15 protein-coding genes are annotated in these 16066 nt (G+C 33.5%); 9 read left to right on the top strand and 6 right to left on the bottom strand.

The features are described from left to right. Nucleotides 1–16 precede the first annotated feature (16 nt). The 3 genes from H5V42_RS05180 to H5V42_RS05170 all read left to right on the top strand — a co-directional run bounded on the left by H5V42_RS05180 (nt 17) and on the right by H5V42_RS05170 (nt 3487). Entirely contained in the window at nt 17–1846 is a 1830-nt protein-coding gene (locus H5V42_RS05180) for a TonB-dependent receptor plug domain-containing protein (protein ID WP_185782064.1), read from the top strand. A gap of 197 nt (nt 1847–2043) precedes the next feature. Beyond that, on the top strand, nt 2044–2907 hold the full coding sequence (locus tag H5V42_RS05175; protein ID WP_185782063.1) for a cupin-like domain-containing protein: 864 nt from the start codon (nt 2044–2046) through the stop codon (nt 2905–2907). An 88-nt stretch (nt 2908–2995) separates the two neighbouring features. Continuing rightward, on the top strand, nt 2996–3487 hold the full coding sequence (locus H5V42_RS05170; protein ID WP_185782062.1) for a DUF6646 family protein: 492 nt from the start codon (nt 2996–2998) through the stop codon (nt 3485–3487). A gap of 82 nt (nt 3488–3569) precedes the next feature. Here the strand turns inward: H5V42_RS05170 and H5V42_RS05165 are convergent, their stop codons facing one another. The 5 genes from H5V42_RS05165 to H5V42_RS05145 form a co-directional block, all read right to left on the bottom strand. Further along, nucleotides 3570–4031: a regulatory protein RecX gene (locus H5V42_RS05165; RefSeq protein WP_185782061.1), complete on the bottom strand. Its 462-nt coding sequence runs from the start codon at nt 4029–4031 to the stop codon at nt 3570–3572. A gap of 2 nt (nt 4032–4033) precedes the next feature. Beyond that, a complete protein-coding gene (locus H5V42_RS05160; protein WP_185782060.1) occupies nt 4034–4828 on the bottom strand; it encodes a DUF3667 domain-containing protein in 795 nt (264 codons plus the stop codon). 34 nt (nt 4829–4862) lie between these two features. Continuing rightward, on the bottom strand, nt 4863–7229 hold the full coding sequence (locus tag H5V42_RS05155) for an alpha-L-rhamnosidase-related protein (RefSeq protein ID WP_185782059.1): 2367 nt from the start codon (nt 7227–7229) through the stop codon (nt 4863–4865). A gap of 82 nt (nt 7230–7311) precedes the next feature. After that, the gene (locus tag H5V42_RS05150; protein ID WP_185782058.1) at nt 7312–8859 is read right to left on the bottom strand and encodes an Rne/Rng family ribonuclease; all 1548 of its coding nucleotides are present in this window, start codon (nt 8857–8859) and stop codon (nt 7312–7314) included. A 248-nt stretch (nt 8860–9107) separates the two neighbouring features. Further along, nucleotides 9108–9398 (bottom strand): HU family DNA-binding protein, encoded by a 291-nt coding sequence (locus tag H5V42_RS05145; RefSeq protein ID WP_185782057.1) that lies wholly within the window; start codon nt 9396–9398, stop codon nt 9108–9110. 114 nt (nt 9399–9512) lie between these two features. Here H5V42_RS05145 and mutY point away from each other — a divergent pair, with 114 nt between their 5' ends. Genes mutY through gldD form a run of 4 tightly spaced genes read left to right on the top strand, consistent with a single transcriptional unit; the run spans nt 9513 to nt 12903 of the window. Then, nucleotides 9513–10541, top strand: coding sequence for an A/G-specific adenine glycosylase (gene mutY, locus H5V42_RS05140; protein WP_185782056.1), 1029 nt, complete (start codon nt 9513–9515; stop codon nt 10539–10541). Nucleotides 10542–10557: 16 nt separating this feature from the next. Next, complete coding sequence (locus H5V42_RS05135; protein ID WP_185782055.1) at nt 10558–11013, top strand: single-stranded DNA-binding protein; 456 nt, start codon at nt 10558–10560, stop codon at nt 11011–11013. Nucleotides 11014–11030: 17 nt separating this feature from the next. Then, nucleotides 11031–12359 (top strand): gliding motility-associated protein GldE, encoded by a 1329-nt coding sequence (gldE, locus tag H5V42_RS05130; RefSeq protein ID WP_185782054.1) that lies wholly within the window; start codon nt 11031–11033, stop codon nt 12357–12359. Then, the gene (gene gldD, locus H5V42_RS05125) at nt 12346–12903 is read left to right on the top strand and encodes a gliding motility lipoprotein GldD (RefSeq protein WP_185782053.1); all 558 of its coding nucleotides are present in this window, start codon (nt 12346–12348) and stop codon (nt 12901–12903) included. Before gldE ends, gldD begins: the two co-directional genes overlap by 14 nt. Before the next feature lie 8 nt (nt 12904–12911). Here the strand turns inward: gldD and H5V42_RS05120 are convergent, their stop codons facing one another. Further along, nucleotides 12912–13328, bottom strand: a complete 417-nt coding sequence (locus H5V42_RS05120; protein ID WP_185782052.1) for a hypothetical protein — start codon at nt 13326–13328, stop codon at nt 12912–12914. Between the two features lie 154 nt (nt 13329–13482). Between H5V42_RS05120 and H5V42_RS05115 the strand changes: the two genes are divergently transcribed. Together H5V42_RS05115 and H5V42_RS05110 are read left to right on the top strand one after the other, a co-directional pair. Beyond that, the gene (locus H5V42_RS05115; protein WP_188669504.1) at nt 13483–13851 is read left to right on the top strand and encodes a hypothetical protein; all 369 of its coding nucleotides are present in this window, start codon (nt 13483–13485) and stop codon (nt 13849–13851) included. A gap of 60 nt (nt 13852–13911) precedes the next feature. Then, nucleotides 13912–16020: a TonB-dependent receptor domain-containing protein gene (locus H5V42_RS05110; RefSeq protein WP_185782050.1), complete on the top strand. Its 2109-nt coding sequence runs from the start codon at nt 13912–13914 to the stop codon at nt 16018–16020. Nucleotides 16021–16066 lie beyond the last annotated feature (46 nt).

Below are 16066 nucleotides of genomic sequence, written 5' to 3'. Positions count from 1 at the left end.
AGTACAAAATAAAAAAATGAAAAAATTAGTCGTACTATTTGTAATAGCAATAAGTGTATTTGAATTGAATGCACAGCAAGACCAGCCTGTATTGAAAATTGATTCGCTCAGTGAAGTTGTGGTTACTGCGAACCGAATTAATTTACCCTTTAAAGAAAATTCAAGAACAATAAATATTGTTACGGCTAACGATATTAAAAATAGCGCTGCAGTTAATGTTGCTGACCTGTTGCAGCAAGTGGCAGGAGTTGATATTAGAAGACGTGGTACTGGTGGCAGCCAAGCAGACTTGTATATTAGAGGAGGTGGCTTTGACCAAACACTACTATTAATTGATGGTATTAAAATGGATGATGCGCAAACAGGGCACCATACAATGAATGCTGCTTTGCCATTAGAAGTTATTGAACGTATTGAAATTATAAAAGGTCCGGCGGCAAGAGTTTTCGGACAAAATGCTTTCACTGGGGCCATAAACATTATTACTAAAAAGAATTTGAACAACTCTGTTTCTTTAAATGTTGAGGCTGGCTCTTTTGGACAATTAAATGGTAATGTAACTGCTGGTATAGAAAAACAAAATTCAACTCATATTGTCCATGTAGGTAGAGTAACCTCTGAAGGTTATAGAAATAATACAGATTATGACAATGCTAATTACTATTTAAAAAGCATTTTTAATAAGAATGCGCAACCCATAGAAATGACAGCTACATTCTTAGAACGCAAATTTGGCGCAGAGAATTTTTACACCAATAATCCTACGTTTAACGAGTATGAAGAGACACAGAATAGTTTATTGGCCTTTTCTACCACTTTTCAAAAAAATGCACTTAAAGTACAACCTAGAGTGTACTGGAAACGTAATCAAGATGTATTCCTTTTAAGAAGAAACGACCCAAGTTTTTACAGAAATATGCATATTTCAAACAAAATAGGAGTAGAAGCTAATGCTTCTTATGCCTCAAAACTGGGTATTACAGGTTTTGGAGTAGATGTATCGCAAATTTATTTAAGAAGTAATAATTTGGGTACAAGAGATCGTTTTATGACCAATGTGTTTTTAGAGCATCGTTTTAGTGTTCTAGATAATAAATTAGACATTACACCTGGGGTGGCGTTAACCTATTTTTCTGATTTTAAATTTCATGCTTTTCCAGGCTTAGACTTGGGTTATGATATTACTAATAATTTTAAAATCTACGGTAATATTGGGTATACCTACCGTGTTCCTACCTACACAGATTTATTTTATAACGACCCTGTTACTAGTGGTAATGAAAATTTAGAGCCAGAAGAAGCATTTGCACAAGAACTTGGTTTTAAATACGTATCTCCAAAATTTAATGCTACCATTGCTGTTTTTAACAGAGATGCTAATAACTTAATTGATTATATAAGAAATGATGTTTCTGAAGATGTATTTGCCGCTACTAATATTACAGAAGTTAATACAAAAGGTTTAGAGTTAGATGCGGGGTATAACTTTAACATACTAGATTACACCCAAACCTTGAGTGTGGGTTATGCTTTTTTAGATGATAATATTTTAGATCAAAACGAAGAATTATCTCGCTATTCACTAAATACCTTTAAGCATCAATATACCACGCGTTTTAGTACGCAGTTTCTGAAAAATGTACGTCAAAACATAGTATATAAATACGCAGAACGTACTACAGGTCAAACGTATAATGTATGGGATGCTTCTTTGGCAATAAAGATGAAACAAGCTGAGTTTACAATTACGGCAAGCAATATTTTTGATGAAGATTATATTGAAACCGGTTTTGTACCTATGCCACCAAGTAATGTATTATTTGGTTTACGCTATAGTTTCCAATAATAATTATCTGCATTCAACTAAGTAATTTTTATAACAGACGGCTGTAATCTAAGTAATCCTTAGAAAAGCTGTTTTTGTTTTTAATAAGGATAGGCTATAATTATGAAACAGAAATTTACAGTGTTGCTAATGAACCTTAGGTTTAAAGCTACTATCACTTTTTTACTACCTTAGCCGATTCATTAATTAGCGTTTTAATGCTTAACCTTGAACAAATACCTAGGGTAAAAACGCTTAGTAAAGAAGCCTTTTTACGCGATTACTTCAGGCCCCAAAAACCAGTAGTAATAGAAAATTTTATAGAAGATTGGCCTGCCTACCACAAATGGAATTTAGACTATATAAAACAAGTGGTGGGAGATAAAGAAGTGCCGTTGTATGATGATAGACCCGTTAAGCATGATGAGGGTTTTAACGAGCCTCATGCTAAAATGAAAATGGCTGATTATATAGAACTTTTAAAAGCCAAACCAACTAAATACAGAATCTTTCTCTGGAATGTTTTAAAAGAGGTTCCTGAGCTTCAAAAAGACTTTACTTTTCCTGATTTTGGTATTCGTTTAATGAAAGGCTTACCTATGCTTTTTTTTGGTGGAAAAAACGCGCACACTTTTATGCATTATGATATTGATTTAGCCAATATTTTCCATTTTCATTTTGAAGGTAAAAAACAATGCATATTATTTTCGCAAAGCGAAACTAAGCACTTGTACAAAATTCCACACTCTTTAATTACAAGAGAGGATATAGATTTTAACAACCCAAATCTTGAAAAATGGCCAGCTTTAAAAAATGCAAAAGGCCATGTAGCGGAACTTAACCACGGCAACGTATTATATATTCCCGAGGGTTACTGGCACCACATGAAATACATTACACCTGGTTTTAGTATGAGTTTACGGGCAGTGGCTAGAAAGCCTAAAAACTTTGCAAAAGCACTTTATAATATATTTATCATGCGCCATTTTGATAATTCTATGCGTAAATGGAAAGGTCAAAAATGGATAGATTACAAAAATGAGCAAGCTATACTAAGAACCTCAAAACGGGTAACTACCTAATTTTCTAGTAAGAGAAATTTATGTACAAAATCAATTTTATATAGAAGAATATCAATTATTGAATACTTTTGACAACAAACCTAGAATTATGAAGAATACAGTTTTAATTTTTATACTAACATTAGCCGTTTATACGGTAAACGCACAGGCGTATTACGGTGAAGGAGATTTTAAATTTCAAGTTGGAGCCAACCTACAAAGTGATGGTTCAGGTATTGTAGCCACTCTTGATAAGGGTGTTGGCGAAAATATTTCTTTGGGTGTAGCAGGGGCCTATCTTTTAGGAGTTGAAGAGGCTTTTGATGCCGACTTTTCTGAACGTTTTGATTTAAAAGCTCGATTTAATGCGCATTTAGGTAGCGTTTTAGAATTAGGTGATGAAATGGATATTTATCCTGGTCTTGATTTAGGACTTAAAAATTTTGGGGCGCATCTTGGTGTTCGTTATTTTTTCGCGGATGGTTTTGGTTTGTTTTTTGAAGCAAATACACCAATAGCTAAATATAAATCTGACTTAACACCTGCGGAGGAATATTTCAATCAGTTTAATGTTTCAGTTGGGGCATCTTTTAACCTCTAAGTAGTAGAATAAAAAACTTTAAAATCCCCTTTTAGGGGATTTTTTTATTCCCTAAAATAAATACAGCTATTTGTAAATAAAGTTAGTTTGCTGATTTACTTAATTCATTTAGTTTTTCATAAATCAGATGCGTTTCCCAGCCTCGGTAAGCCAAATAATCTAGTACTTTTCGTTTTCGTTTTAATAGTGGTAATGCTTTTGTACTGTTCCATTTTTTTTCTGCAACTTCATTAAATACATTTAAGTAGTCTGATTCAATTTCGTTTAAAGCGCTTTTAATATTGTAAACCGAAATATTTCTAAGTTTCAATTCATTTTTAATTCTAACATTACCCCATTTTTTGTGATTGAATTTTCCTCTAGCAAAACTTATAGCAAAACGTTCTTCATTTAAATAATTTTCTTGAATTAAATGAGTTACTATTTGGTCAATAGCTGCAGGTATCATGCGCATACCTTTTAATTTGTTAATTACATCTTTATGACACCGGTCTTGATAGGCGCAATAGTATTCTAGTTTTTTTGTGGCTTCTTGTAGTGTCATTTCTAGAAATACTTACCAAACAAAAAACCTCCAATAAACAGTAAAACCCCTAATACAATTACCGTTAGAATTCCTAAGCCAATAAACAGTAAGATTTTTAATATTAACTCAGCCCAAGATAATTTATACAACAGCTTTAAGCTGATACAATACAGTGTAAAGGTTCCCAAAGAAGCCACAAGAAAAAATGACGGATGTACAAAAACAGTAAGTAGAAAAAATATTGTTGTAAAATGAAATCCAACACCTTGTAAATACGAATTAATTACTAAGTGTTCTCCATAATTAAATGGTTTTCTAAATATTAGCCATGTAAAAAGGGTGTATACTGGTATTAATAAGAAAGAAACCAAGTTAAAATACTTTAAGATGAAGTTTTGCATCTTAGAATTTAGCTCTAGAGATTGTTTTTGATAAGCCTCATCGGCGTAGATTCCTCCAAAGGTGTCAGCCATCCAAACCAACTGTTGTTTATTAGCTTCTTCAGAAATTGCTAAATAATCTTGACTGTAAAATTTAAAAACAAATACACAAAGGGTTAACCCAATTAATAGAAATGAAAACGGATTCATATATCTATTTCTGGTTCCATCTATATAGGCATAAAGTGTTTTTCCGGGTTTTGTTAATAGGCCTCTTATCGTTGCAAAATATCTATTATCCCAACCAAAAATGTTAGATGCAGCCTGCGTTAGTAGTGATTTTACGTTTATGCGTGATAAAACAATTTTACCTCCACATTTTTCGCAGTAATTTGCTTCAGCGTTAATAGGATGAGTACAATTTTTACAGTTCATTGGCTAATATAATAAGTTACCGTTGGTAGCTTAATTACTTGGTAGTAATACGTATTTGTTGGCTTTGGGTACTAAAAATAGAAGTGTTCTCAATTGTTTTTTCTTCTGAGTCTCCAGTGACTTGGTAGATATTTTTTGGTAATTCTAATTGTATCGTCCAGCTATCATTGGTTTGTTTTACTTCAATTGCCAACTGTTTGTCAACCTTTTTATAATAGATAGATATTTCGTTATCTGCTACTTTAATATTTTCTAAGGAGGCGTTTTTCCACGTGCTTGGCATTTGAGGTTTAATAATAACTGTTTTGTTTTGAGCCTGTGGCTGAACTCCAAAAAACTGTTGTACAATGGGTACAGCAAAAGCATAGATATTCCAAGCTTGAGTCATCATACCAAAATCTGGTGAAACCTCGTACATACTGCCTGGGAGTGCATAACTAAAAGACCTAGTCATTCTATTTAAATAATCGAGTGCTTCATCTGGTCTACCATAGTTATTCTCAGCAACCGCTTGAACTCCTGTGGGTAAAGTCATTACGGCTCCTGTGTAGGTAAAGATAGGAGGGGCTTTATAAGCTCCATCATTAGAACCAGCAGATTCATCTCTATCAATACCAGTAACAAAAACACCAAACGGATTGGTAAATTTTTTAGCGGTATTTAAAGCATTAATAGCTTTTACGGAGTCCGCAATTGCCATCTCCATTGGGGTATTTACCACCCAGTTATGGTGTAAAACGAAAGGTTTGAGTTGGTTATTACTACTGGCCAAAATTTGTTTTTTTGTTGCTTCTAATTCCTCTATTGCCCAAGGTTTGTCAAGGGTGTCTGCTCTAACTAGAGCGTCTTCAATTAAATGAAGAGCTTGCTGGTTGGTACCTAAAAAGTCAGCAAAAGAATTATATTCCTCAGCCCAAAAATCAGAGTTAATCTTCTCTTTTAAGGTTTGAGCTAGATCCGAAAACTTTTTCGCATCTTCTTTTTTATTAAGTTCGGTTGCAATTTTAGAAGCATCTAAAAAGGCCCGTTGAGTGTAGGTGGCAACATCAATCATTTCGCTATCCAATCCATGAATTTCCATCATACCAAAGCCGTCTGGAAATAAATTTTTGTTTTCATCATTAGCTTCTAAAAGCCATGAAAGTCCTTTTTCAATAGTTGGATAATAGTTTCGTAAAAATTCTTGATTACCATTCCACTGGTAAATTTCCCAAATGAGTGAAGCAAATTGAGGGGTTTCATTAATGTTGCCAGGATTAAAAACCACTCCGTTAGTAGACATTTCATGTATAATTCTACCATTACCGTTTAAAGCCATAGACACGCTATCTAATAGCTTAATGGTTTTGTTCACGGTGTTTTCTTGGCCTACGGCCATATAACCTTTTAAGGCGTATTCACTATCTACGCCAAAAAACCATGGGTAATCAGGTATTCCTGCTCCAATGCCTGTACCAATTTCAGGTATTGTTCGTACCAACCAATCACAATTATACTTTAACCACTCAAAGGTTTGTTGTAGGTTTTTATCGTCAATAGTAAGTTTTGATTGTTCTGCTAAAGCAGCATATCTAATTCTTTTATCTTCGGCAAATTCTAGATAATTAGCGTGGATATCATCATATTCTTTCAAAGCAATTTCTTTAGATTGATATGACCCACTAAATACGGTATTTACTAAAGTTTCTGTATTTTCTGTTAAGGTTAGAGCGTACTCTAAATCTGTAGAAACAGTATTAGTAGTAGTATTAGGTAAAACTGAGTTACTTTGTGGTTGTAAATTTGCTCCAAAGACAGCAAACCAATTATTGTTTTCATCTTTTATTACCCATTTGTCTTTTGAAAATTCGGCATTATCTTGCCCATCTATCATTTGCGATTGCTCGCCCAACCATGTAGGTCTAAGATCAGTATGGCCTTGTAATCTAAACCGAATATCTACAGGAGTAGATGCTTTGTTTTTTAAAACAAATTGCACAAAAATGCCTTGTTTATTATCAGGTATAAATTGCCATCTTTCAACAACCAGATTTTTTAATGGGAACTTAAATATGTGTTTATTGGCCATTGGATAATTAACAAAACTATCAGCTTGGTTCAGTTTAAGTGTATCTTCAGCAATTATGATATCCACCTCAAAACCATCCATAAGTTTAATTGGGTGATTCCAAATGCCTCCCATTTCTCCTTTAATGTGCCACCCAAGTTCTGGAAATGTTCCGTCTTGGTAACCAACCATATACACACGGTTACCAGCGGTTACATATGGGGAGTTTAAATAATTTTGTTTTCCTGTAATAGCGGGAGAATCTTCTAAAATTGTAGAAACCTTTTTTGTAGTAGATTCTTTAATACATCCTAATAACACAAAAAGAAGTAATAGGGATAGTATATTTTTCATGATATTTCAAATGAATAAACTTAAAAGTACCGATATCTTATAAAACAAAAAAGCGATGTAAAATTAATTACATCGCTTTCTCTTATCGTATGGTTTTGCCTTCTTTATCTTTAAATCTATATTCTAGATAAGTGTAGGCATCTCGAGGTTGAATTTTAATCCATTTTTTATACTCTAAATACCATTTTGAGCGTATAGATGGAAATCCCTTTGTTAAATACGCCGCAATAAAAGGATGAATGTTAAGTGTTAACTTTTTGTCCTTATTGGGCCCATTAAAAATGCGTTCTAAATCGTGATTTATTTTGTCAACCAAAACAATAGGTGCCTCGATTTCACCTCCAACACCGTTCGGGTTAACTTCACTAGTTTTAATTTTTAATTCTGGGCGTACACGTTGCCTAGTAATTTGAATTAAACCAAATTTACTTGGCGGTAAAATTTTGTGTTTGGCGCGGTCATCTTTCATTTCTTCTCTAAGGTGGTCAAAGAGTTTTCTTCGATGTTCACCTTTGGTCATGTCAATAAAATCAACCACTATTATACCACCCATATCGCGTAAGCGTAATTGCCTAGCAATTTCTGTTGCGGCAAGAAGATTTACCTCTAGTGCAGTATCTTCTTGATTTTTGGCTTTGTTAGAACGGTTACCGCTATTTACATCTATAACGTGCAAAGCTTCTGTGTGCTCTATAATTAAATAGGCACCTTTGCTCATTGATGCCGTTCTACCAAATGATGTTTTGATTTGGCGTTCGATACCGAATTTTTCAAAAATCGGTGTCTGATTGTTGTATTGTTTAACAATAGACTCCTTTCCAGGAGCTATTTCTTGTAGGTATTCTTTGATGTTTTCATAAAGCTCTTCATCATCTACATGTATTCCGGTGAATGAATCGTTAAAAACATCTCTAAGTATAGAGGATGCTCTGTTCATTTCAACCAAAACTTTTGAAGGATGTTCTGCTTTATGCAAAGTACCGCACATTGCTGACCATTTATTCAGCAAGTTCTGTAAATCTTTGTCTAACTCTGCTACTTTTTTGCCTTCTGCAACTGTACGTATAATTACTCCAAAACCTTTAGGTTTAATGCTGGTAACTAAACGTTTTAAACGGTCTTTTTCTTCTCTGCTAGATATCTTCTGTGAAACAGATACGCGGTCAGAAAAAGGAACCATTACTAAATAGCGCCCTGCAATAGAAAGTTCAGAACTTATACGGGGGCCTTTTGTTGAGATTGGTTCTTTTACTATTTGAACCAATAGGGACTGATTGGCTTTAATTACATCTGTAATTGCGCCATTCTTGTCAATATCTTTATCAAACGGAAAGTTTTTTAAGGAAAAATCTTTCATTTTTCCAGTTCTTGCTTTCTTAACATACTTTAGTAAGGTAGAGAGCTGTGGTCCAAGATCATGATAATGCAAAAACGCATCTTTTTCATAACCCACATTAACAAAAGCCGCATTAAGGCCTTTAACGGGTTTTCTGATTTTGGCTAAAAAGATATCTCCTACCTGAAAAGAATTGTCGTACTCCTCTTTATGGAGTTCAATTAACTTTCCATCTTTTAGTAAGGCAAAATCGACAGCAGTAGAACCAGATCTAATTATTAATTCTCTGTTCACTTGTTTTCGATTTTAATTATTATTTCAACTATTACGTAGAAATAAAAAATATTAAGTGTCGTCAAGTATTGACGACTTAAATTTTTGGCAATCCTAAAATGTCAAAGAACGTATTGTCTAAAAAGAAAAAGTAGTCGCTGCGACTACTTTTTCTTGTGTCTGTTGGCTCTTCTACGTTTCTTACGCTTGTGCGTGGCCACCTTATGTCTTTTTCTTTTTTTACCGCTCGGCATAGGTTCTCCTTTAAATTATTTTACTTGTACATTACTTTTAACACCTTCAACAAACACTTTAGCTGGTTTAAAAGCTGGTATGTTATGTGCAGGAATTTTGATAGTTGTGTTTTTGGAAATATTTCTTCCTGTTTTTTCGGCTCTAGTTTTAATGATAAAACTTCCGAAACCTCTTAAATAGACATTATCGCCATTCTCTAATGAAGCTTTAACCTCATCCATAAACGATTCAATCGTCGCCTGTACATCACCTTTTTCAATCCCAAGCTTCTCTGAGATTTTTGATACAATATCCGCTTTCGTCATTTTTCCTTATTAATTTGGGTTTTTAAATCGGCTTGCAAATATATAAATGTTTTATATAAAGCACTAAAGTTTAGGTATATAAACTAGAACAACTTATAGATAGTATTTTCTTACATGCAATTTTCTCAAATAATATTAGACTGGTATTCTGAAAACAAAAGAGAATTACCATGGCGTAGCACCGTAAACCCTTATAAAATATGGCTTTCAGAAATTATGTTACAACAAACTAGAGTAGCTCAAGGACTACCATACTATGAAAGGTTTGTTGAAGAATTTCCTACAGTTTTTGATTTAGCTTCTGCTTCAGAAGAAAAAATTTTGAAGTTATGGCAAGGTCTGGGCTATTATTCTAGGGCTAGAAACATGCATTTTACTGCAAAACAAGTGGTAAATGAGTATGGTGGCAAATTTCCAAACACGTATAAAGAACTTTTAAAGCTTAAAGGCATAGGTGATTACACAGCAAGTGCAATAGCCTCCATTTGTTTTGGAGAACTGGTGCCGGTTGTTGATGGTAATGTGTATCGAGTCTTGGCTAGATATTTTGGTGTGGAAACTCCAATAAATAGCACTGATGGGATAAAATATTTTAAAAACCTTGCTGAACAAGTTATGAGTGCAAAAGATATTCGTGACTATAACCAGGGTATTATGGAGTTTGGCGCTATACAGTGTTCTCCTAAAAAACCATTATGTCTGTATTGTCCTTTAAAAGATAGTTGTAAAGCAATTTCTGAAAACCGGGTCTTAGATTTACCAAAAAAACTTAAAAAGACTAAAATTCGAAATCGATATTTTAATTATTTGGTGTTTATAGATGGAAAAAATACGATTCTTGAGCAGCGAAAAGGTAAGGGTATTTGGCAAAATCTATTTCAATTTCCGCTATATGAAACAGCTAGTGTTGCATCACATGAGATGCTAGAAAAGCACCTTCAAAAAATTAACAAAGACTACCAAAAGGTAACCTTATATAACCATAAACCAATTATTCATAAACTATCTCATCAACATTTATACACTAACTTTTGGATAATTGAAACAAAACGTATTGAGGGTGAGTATGTTAATGTAGAAGATTTAAAGAATTATCCAGTTCCGGTTTTAATTGCAGAATTTATTGAAACCTTCAATTTTTAGTACTTTTGACTTTACTATGAGTGGAACAGTTAACAAAGTTATTTTGATAGGTCATTTAGGAGACGAGGTCAAAGTACATTATTTTGAAGGTGGTGGAGCAATAGGTAGATTTCCAATTGCAACAAACGAGACCTATACAAACAAGCAAACAGGAGAAAAAGTAACCAATACAGATTGGCACAATGTAGTTGTGAGAAATAAAGCTGCTGAAATTTGTGAAAAGTATTTAAAAAAGGGAGATAAGGTTTATGTTGAAGGCCGGTTAAAGAATAGACAATGGCAGGGAGAAGACGGTAATATGCGTTATACCACAGAGGTTCATGTTCAAGATTTCACGTTCTTAAATACCAAAACAGAAAGTGGCACCATGAATACGGCACAGCCAGGAAATCAACAAGCAAGTACTCCAGAAAGTGCTAAACCTGCGAACACGGTTTCAGAACCCGATGCAGATGATGATTTACCATTCTAAAACTAAATATATCTCAATTGGACCCAGAGCCCCATGGTTTGGTTATTTTATTAGCTTTTGATGGAATTTTCGCCATTAATTGTATTATTCTCGTAGCCCTATTATTGTGTTCAGCCTTAATTTCTGGTGCAGAAGTTGCTCTTTTTGGACTCTCAGTAACAAAGGTCAATGAGCTAAGCGAAGAAGATACTACAGATGGTAAAATTGTAGTTAAACTTTTAGATAAACCTAAAAAACTACTAGCAACCATATTAATTGCAAACAATGCCATTAATATTGCTATAGTGCTATTATTTAGTAAAATTGGGGACACTTTATTCTCTAATGTTAATCAAGTACTATTTCAAACGGTATCAGTTCGCTTTTTGTTAGAAGTTATTGTTGCAACCTTTCTAATATTGATGTTTGGTGAAATATTACCAAAAATTTATGCCAGCAGAAATAATGGAAATTTCGCACTTTTCATGGCAAAACCTTTAAAATTTCTTGATTATATTTTTACACCCTTAAGCAGTCCAATGCGTTCTGCAATGTTGTTTTTACAAGATAAATTAGGTCGTAAAAAATCAAATTTTGGTGTTGACCATCTTTCTCAGGCCTTAGAATTAACTTCTGAGGGTGATACAACTAAAGAAGAGCAAAAAATTTTAAAGGGTATTGTAACCTTTGGTAATACTGATACTAAACAAGTTATGCGACCGCGCATAGACATATTTGCCCTTAACGAGCAAATGAAGTTTCAGGAAGTTTTAGACGAGATTAAAAAAAACGGATACTCAAGAATTCCTGTTTTTTCTGAGAATATGGATAATGTTTTAGGAGTACTTTACGTAAAAGATTTATTGCCATACTTGGAGCGTAAAACTTTTGCATGGATGAAACTAATTCGGGAACCTTATTTTGTACCTGAGAATAAAAAGTTAGATGATCTTTTATTAGAATTTCAAGAGCAAAAAAAGCACTTAGCAATTGTAGTTGATGAATATGGGGGTACCTCTGGTATTGTCACCTTAGAGGATATTATTGAAGAAATTGTAGGTGATATTAGTGATGAATTTGACGATGAAGATTTAATATTCTCTAAATTAGATGACCGCACTTTTGTTTTTGAAGGCAAAACCAATCTTAAAGATTTCTATCGTGTAACAAAAATTACAAATGAAGATGAGTTTGAAGCCTCAAAAGGTGAATCTGAAACTCTAGCTGGCTTTGTTTTAGAGATTTCTGGCGCGTTTCCTAAAAGAGGTGAAAAAGTAATGTTTAATGCGTATCAATTCGTAATTGAAAGTCTAGATAAAAAGAGGTTGAAACAGATAAAAGTAATATTACCTAATGAAGATTTGTAAGCTATTTTTGGTTGTAGTGGGCATAGTATTTTGTTCTTGTAAGAATGATGCGCTTCCAAAACCAAAGGCCATGTTAAGGCTAGAATTTCCTCAAGGGGAATATGTAACCTATAAAAATGTTTGTAATTACGAATTTTCAAAAAATGTAATGGCGACTCCAGATACTAAAGGCAATTGTAATCTGGTATTAGATTATCCAGAAATGAAAGGTTCTGTGTACATAACGTATAAACCCATTACTAATAATTTAGAAAAATTACTTACAGATGCTCAAAAACTATCTTACGAGCACGTGGTTAAAGCAGACAATATTGTAGAACAACCTTTTATAAATAGTGAGGATAATGTTTATGGTATGTTTTATGAAGTAAGCGGTAATGCTGCTTCACAATCACAGTTTTATGTAACAGATAGTATTCATCATTTTGTTACCGGGTCATTATATTTCTACGCAAAACCCAACTATGATTCTATATATCCGGCTGCAATTTACTTGCAACAAGATATTAGAAAAATTATGGAGTCATTACAATGGAAAGAATAAATTTTAATTTATTCTTTACCTAAAAGTTCTTTTGCGTTTGCAATACCTGTGGTAAACTGTTCTTGTAGTTTTAAAACTTTCTGTTCTTCTTCTTTAAGCCACTCTTGTTTTTCAGTACTCAGGGGTTCTCCTTCCATAATTTCTTTATAGTCAAAGCGCTTGCCAAAGTCACCCATCCAATCCATCATTGCAGAATTTGCATTTTGTAGGTCTTTCATAGCAGCTTCATATTTCATACCAGTTTCAGTGGTATCAACTTTTGCTTTTAATTCTGCAGTTAAACTGGCTAATTCTCCCATTTTGGGCATAATTTCATCATGTATAGCCATAACTTTCTTCATTTGAGCTTGACCTTCAGTAGGTTGTTTTTCCTGTTTGCAAGAAACTAAAAGAGCTAAGATTGAAAGGAAAATAAAATTTTTCATGGGCGAAGATTATAGTAAAGAATTACACAAAAATACATATTCTAGACCTATTAGTATTAGACAAATAAATTTGAAAAAAAAGGCAATTTTAGTGACTTAAGTCACTAAATAAATTGAATTATAAAATTACATTTATCCTAATTTTACGCATACCATGGGTAAACATTTTAGTGTTTATATTTTAGTTACAGTCATTATGCTCAGCAATCTTCGGTTTTCAAGTATGTATGTGTATTATGGTATAGCAAAAGAAGATTTTATTGAGCGTCTTTGTGAAAATAAAAATCGGCCAGAGTTAAACTGCGATGGTAAATGCGCCTTATCAAAAATGTTGCAAGCAGACACTAATAATGACAAAGAACCTTTGCCTCAAATTGGCTGGGAGCAAGTGGTTTTCTTCTTAAATCCAGTAGAAGAAATTTCTTTTAAGGCTCATAATTTGAAAAATAGTAATTGCAATACACAATACAATTTCTATAAATTTCAAACAAGTAAGACTTTAGGTCAACCACCACAAGTATAAGATTTACCAACAGGGCTAATTGCCAAAATTCTACATATAAATCTTATAATTACTAATGAAATGAAATTTCACTTAAGCGCATTTTGCGTTGCAGCCTTATTGGGTGCAAATATTAGTAGAGCACAAGAACAAAAACAAGACACAACAACACATACAACAATACAACTAAACGAAGTTATTTTAAATGCAGATAAAAGAACAAATCCTGCCTCTAGTTTTGTAAACACAGAAAACGCTAAACGTGTTGTGCAACCAAAAAATGTTGCAGACCTTTTTGAAGATGTTAATGGTTTTGCACTAATAAAAAGGGGGAATTATGCAATAGACCCTCAATTAAGGGGTGCTCAGTATGAACAATTAAACATTCAGTTTAATGGGGGTACAAAGGTCATGCATGCTTGCCCTAACCGTATGGACCCTATTACCACTCATGTTGTTCCAGAAGAAATTCAAAAAATAGAGGTGATAAAAGGGCCATATTCTGTAAGGTATGGAGCCACTTTTGGGGGCATTATAAATCTAGTGACCTATAAAAGTACTAACGAAAAACAGGGCTATCAAGGAAAGCTAAGTTTTGGTGATGAAAGTAACGGCAATTCAATTACTACAATGGCTAACATTAAATACAATCAAGAAAATTTTGATGCTGCAGTTAATTTTGGATATCGAGATTTTGGTAATTATGAAGATGGTAATGGCAATGAAATACCAGCCTCTTTTAAAAGTACAGATTATGGTATACAATTAGGATATACTTTTAATTCAAATCAGCGTCTACAACTCGGATTTAGACAGTCTTTTGGAAGAGATGTATTACATGCTGGTTTACCTATGGATACTGAGGAAGATAACAGTTCAATTGCGTCTGTAGATTATAAGTATGAAGTATCTTCAAAAAAATTACAAGAGGTTAATGCCAAAGCATATTACTCTTATGTTGACCATCTAATGACAAACACAATGAGGCCGTCATTTTCAAGAGTAGAAGCTCAATCTACAGTTGATGCAACTACTGTTGGTGGTAAACTGGAATTTGTATGGAATTTTCTAGGTACCCATGAATTGTATACGGGGCTCGATGCAGTTCATATTTCTAGAGATGGTTTTAGAGACCGTGTTATGAAACAAAATATGATGGGTCAAAATTTGGCCAATCCAATGGAGTTTACTGATAAAATTTGGCAAGATTCTAGAATAACTGATTATGGCGTATTTGCAGAAAGCAATATCTCACTATCAAATTCTTGGTTGTTAAAAGTAGGCGGTAGATATGATTTAGTAAATGCTAAAAGTAACGACCCAGCTGACGATTTTTTAGCGTATTATCCAGATTTAGATTCAAGAATTGAACATAATTTCAGTGGTACAACTACTTTAAAATATGCAGCTAAAGAAAACCTTATGGTTGAATTGGCTTTTGGAAGAGGTGTAAGGTCTGCCAATATGATTGAACGTTTTATAAATCACTTTACAGTTGGTCAAGACCCGTTTGAACATGTTGGGAATCCTAATTTAAAAGCAGAGGTAAATCATCAATTTGAATTGGGTTTAAAAGGGTATTCGGTTTTTGAAACTACTTTTCTTGATAAATGGAGTTACAGTGCATCAGCGTATTATGCGGATTATAATGATTATATAGCACCTTTAATAGACGAATCACTGGCTAAGAAATATATGCCGGCATCAGAGCCAACTGCTGTTAAGCGTTTTGTAAATATTGATAACGCATACAAAACAGGTTTTGAGGTGAGTTCAGGCATAGATTTTTTGACCAATCTTAATGTTACTGCTGAAATGGCCTATGTATACACTAGAAATGAAGACTTGGATGAATCTCTTCCGTTAACACCGCCATTAACCACACGGTTTCATTTAGCGTTTGAAAAAGAAAAATTTTGGGCTAAAGCTATTTATGTCTTAGTATCTGAACAAGATGAAATAGCACCTTCTTTTGGAGAAAGTGTAACTAATGGTTATGGTTTAGTAAATCTAAGACTAGGTGGTCAGCCTTTTAAACATTTAGATGTTGGTTTAGCTGCTTTAAATCTATTTGATGTAGCTTATAACAATCACCTAAATTTTTCTTTCACAAATCAGGCTAATTTTGGTAGGGTGCCCATTAATGACCCAGGAAGAAATTTATCTGTTTTTGTACAATATTCATTCTAATAAAAAAGGCCGGTGAAAACCGGCCTTTTAATTTATTGTTTGTTTT

Origin of the sequence: Croceivirga lutea (genome assembly GCF_014235875.1) — a bacterium.
Classification (GTDB): Bacteria; Bacteroidota; Bacteroidia; order Flavobacteriales; family Flavobacteriaceae; genus Croceivirga; species Croceivirga lutea.
This window is presented reverse-complemented; position numbering and strand designations above follow the sequence as displayed.

Coding starts and splice junctions, on each gene's coding strand:
- H5V42_RS05180 (WP_185782064.1), top strand. CDS start 17: ATGAAAAAATTAGTCGTACTATTTGTAATAGCAATAAGTGTATTTGAA.
- H5V42_RS05175 (WP_185782063.1), top strand. CDS start 2,044: ATGCTTAACCTTGAACAAATACCTAGGGTAAAAACGCTTAGTAAAGAA.
- H5V42_RS05170 (WP_185782062.1), top strand. CDS start 2,996: ATGAAGAATACAGTTTTAATTTTTATACTAACATTAGCCGTTTATACG.
- H5V42_RS05165 (WP_185782061.1), bottom strand. CDS start 4,031: ATGACACTACAAGAAGCCACAAAAAAACTAGAATACTATTGCGCCTAT.
- H5V42_RS05160 (WP_185782060.1), bottom strand. CDS start 4,828: ATGAACTGTAAAAATTGTACTCATCCTATTAACGCTGAAGCAAATTAC.
- H5V42_RS05155 (WP_185782059.1), bottom strand. CDS start 7,229: ATGAAAAATATACTATCCCTATTACTTCTTTTTGTGTTATTAGGATGT.
- H5V42_RS05145 (WP_185782057.1), bottom strand. CDS start 9,398: ATGACGAAAGCGGATATTGTATCAAAAATCTCAGAGAAGCTTGGGATT.
- mutY (WP_185782056.1), top strand. CDS start 9,513: ATGCAATTTTCTCAAATAATATTAGACTGGTATTCTGAAAACAAAAGA.
- H5V42_RS05135 (WP_185782055.1), top strand. CDS start 10,558: ATGAGTGGAACAGTTAACAAAGTTATTTTGATAGGTCATTTAGGAGAC.
- gldD (WP_185782053.1), top strand. CDS start 12,346: ATGAAGATTTGTAAGCTATTTTTGGTTGTAGTGGGCATAGTATTTTGT.
- H5V42_RS05120 (WP_185782052.1), bottom strand. CDS start 13,328: ATGAAAAATTTTATTTTCCTTTCAATCTTAGCTCTTTTAGTTTCTTGC.
- H5V42_RS05115 (WP_188669504.1), top strand. CDS start 13,483: ATGGGTAAACATTTTAGTGTTTATATTTTAGTTACAGTCATTATGCTC.
- H5V42_RS05110 (WP_185782050.1), top strand. CDS start 13,912: ATGAAATTTCACTTAAGCGCATTTTGCGTTGCAGCCTTATTGGGTGCA.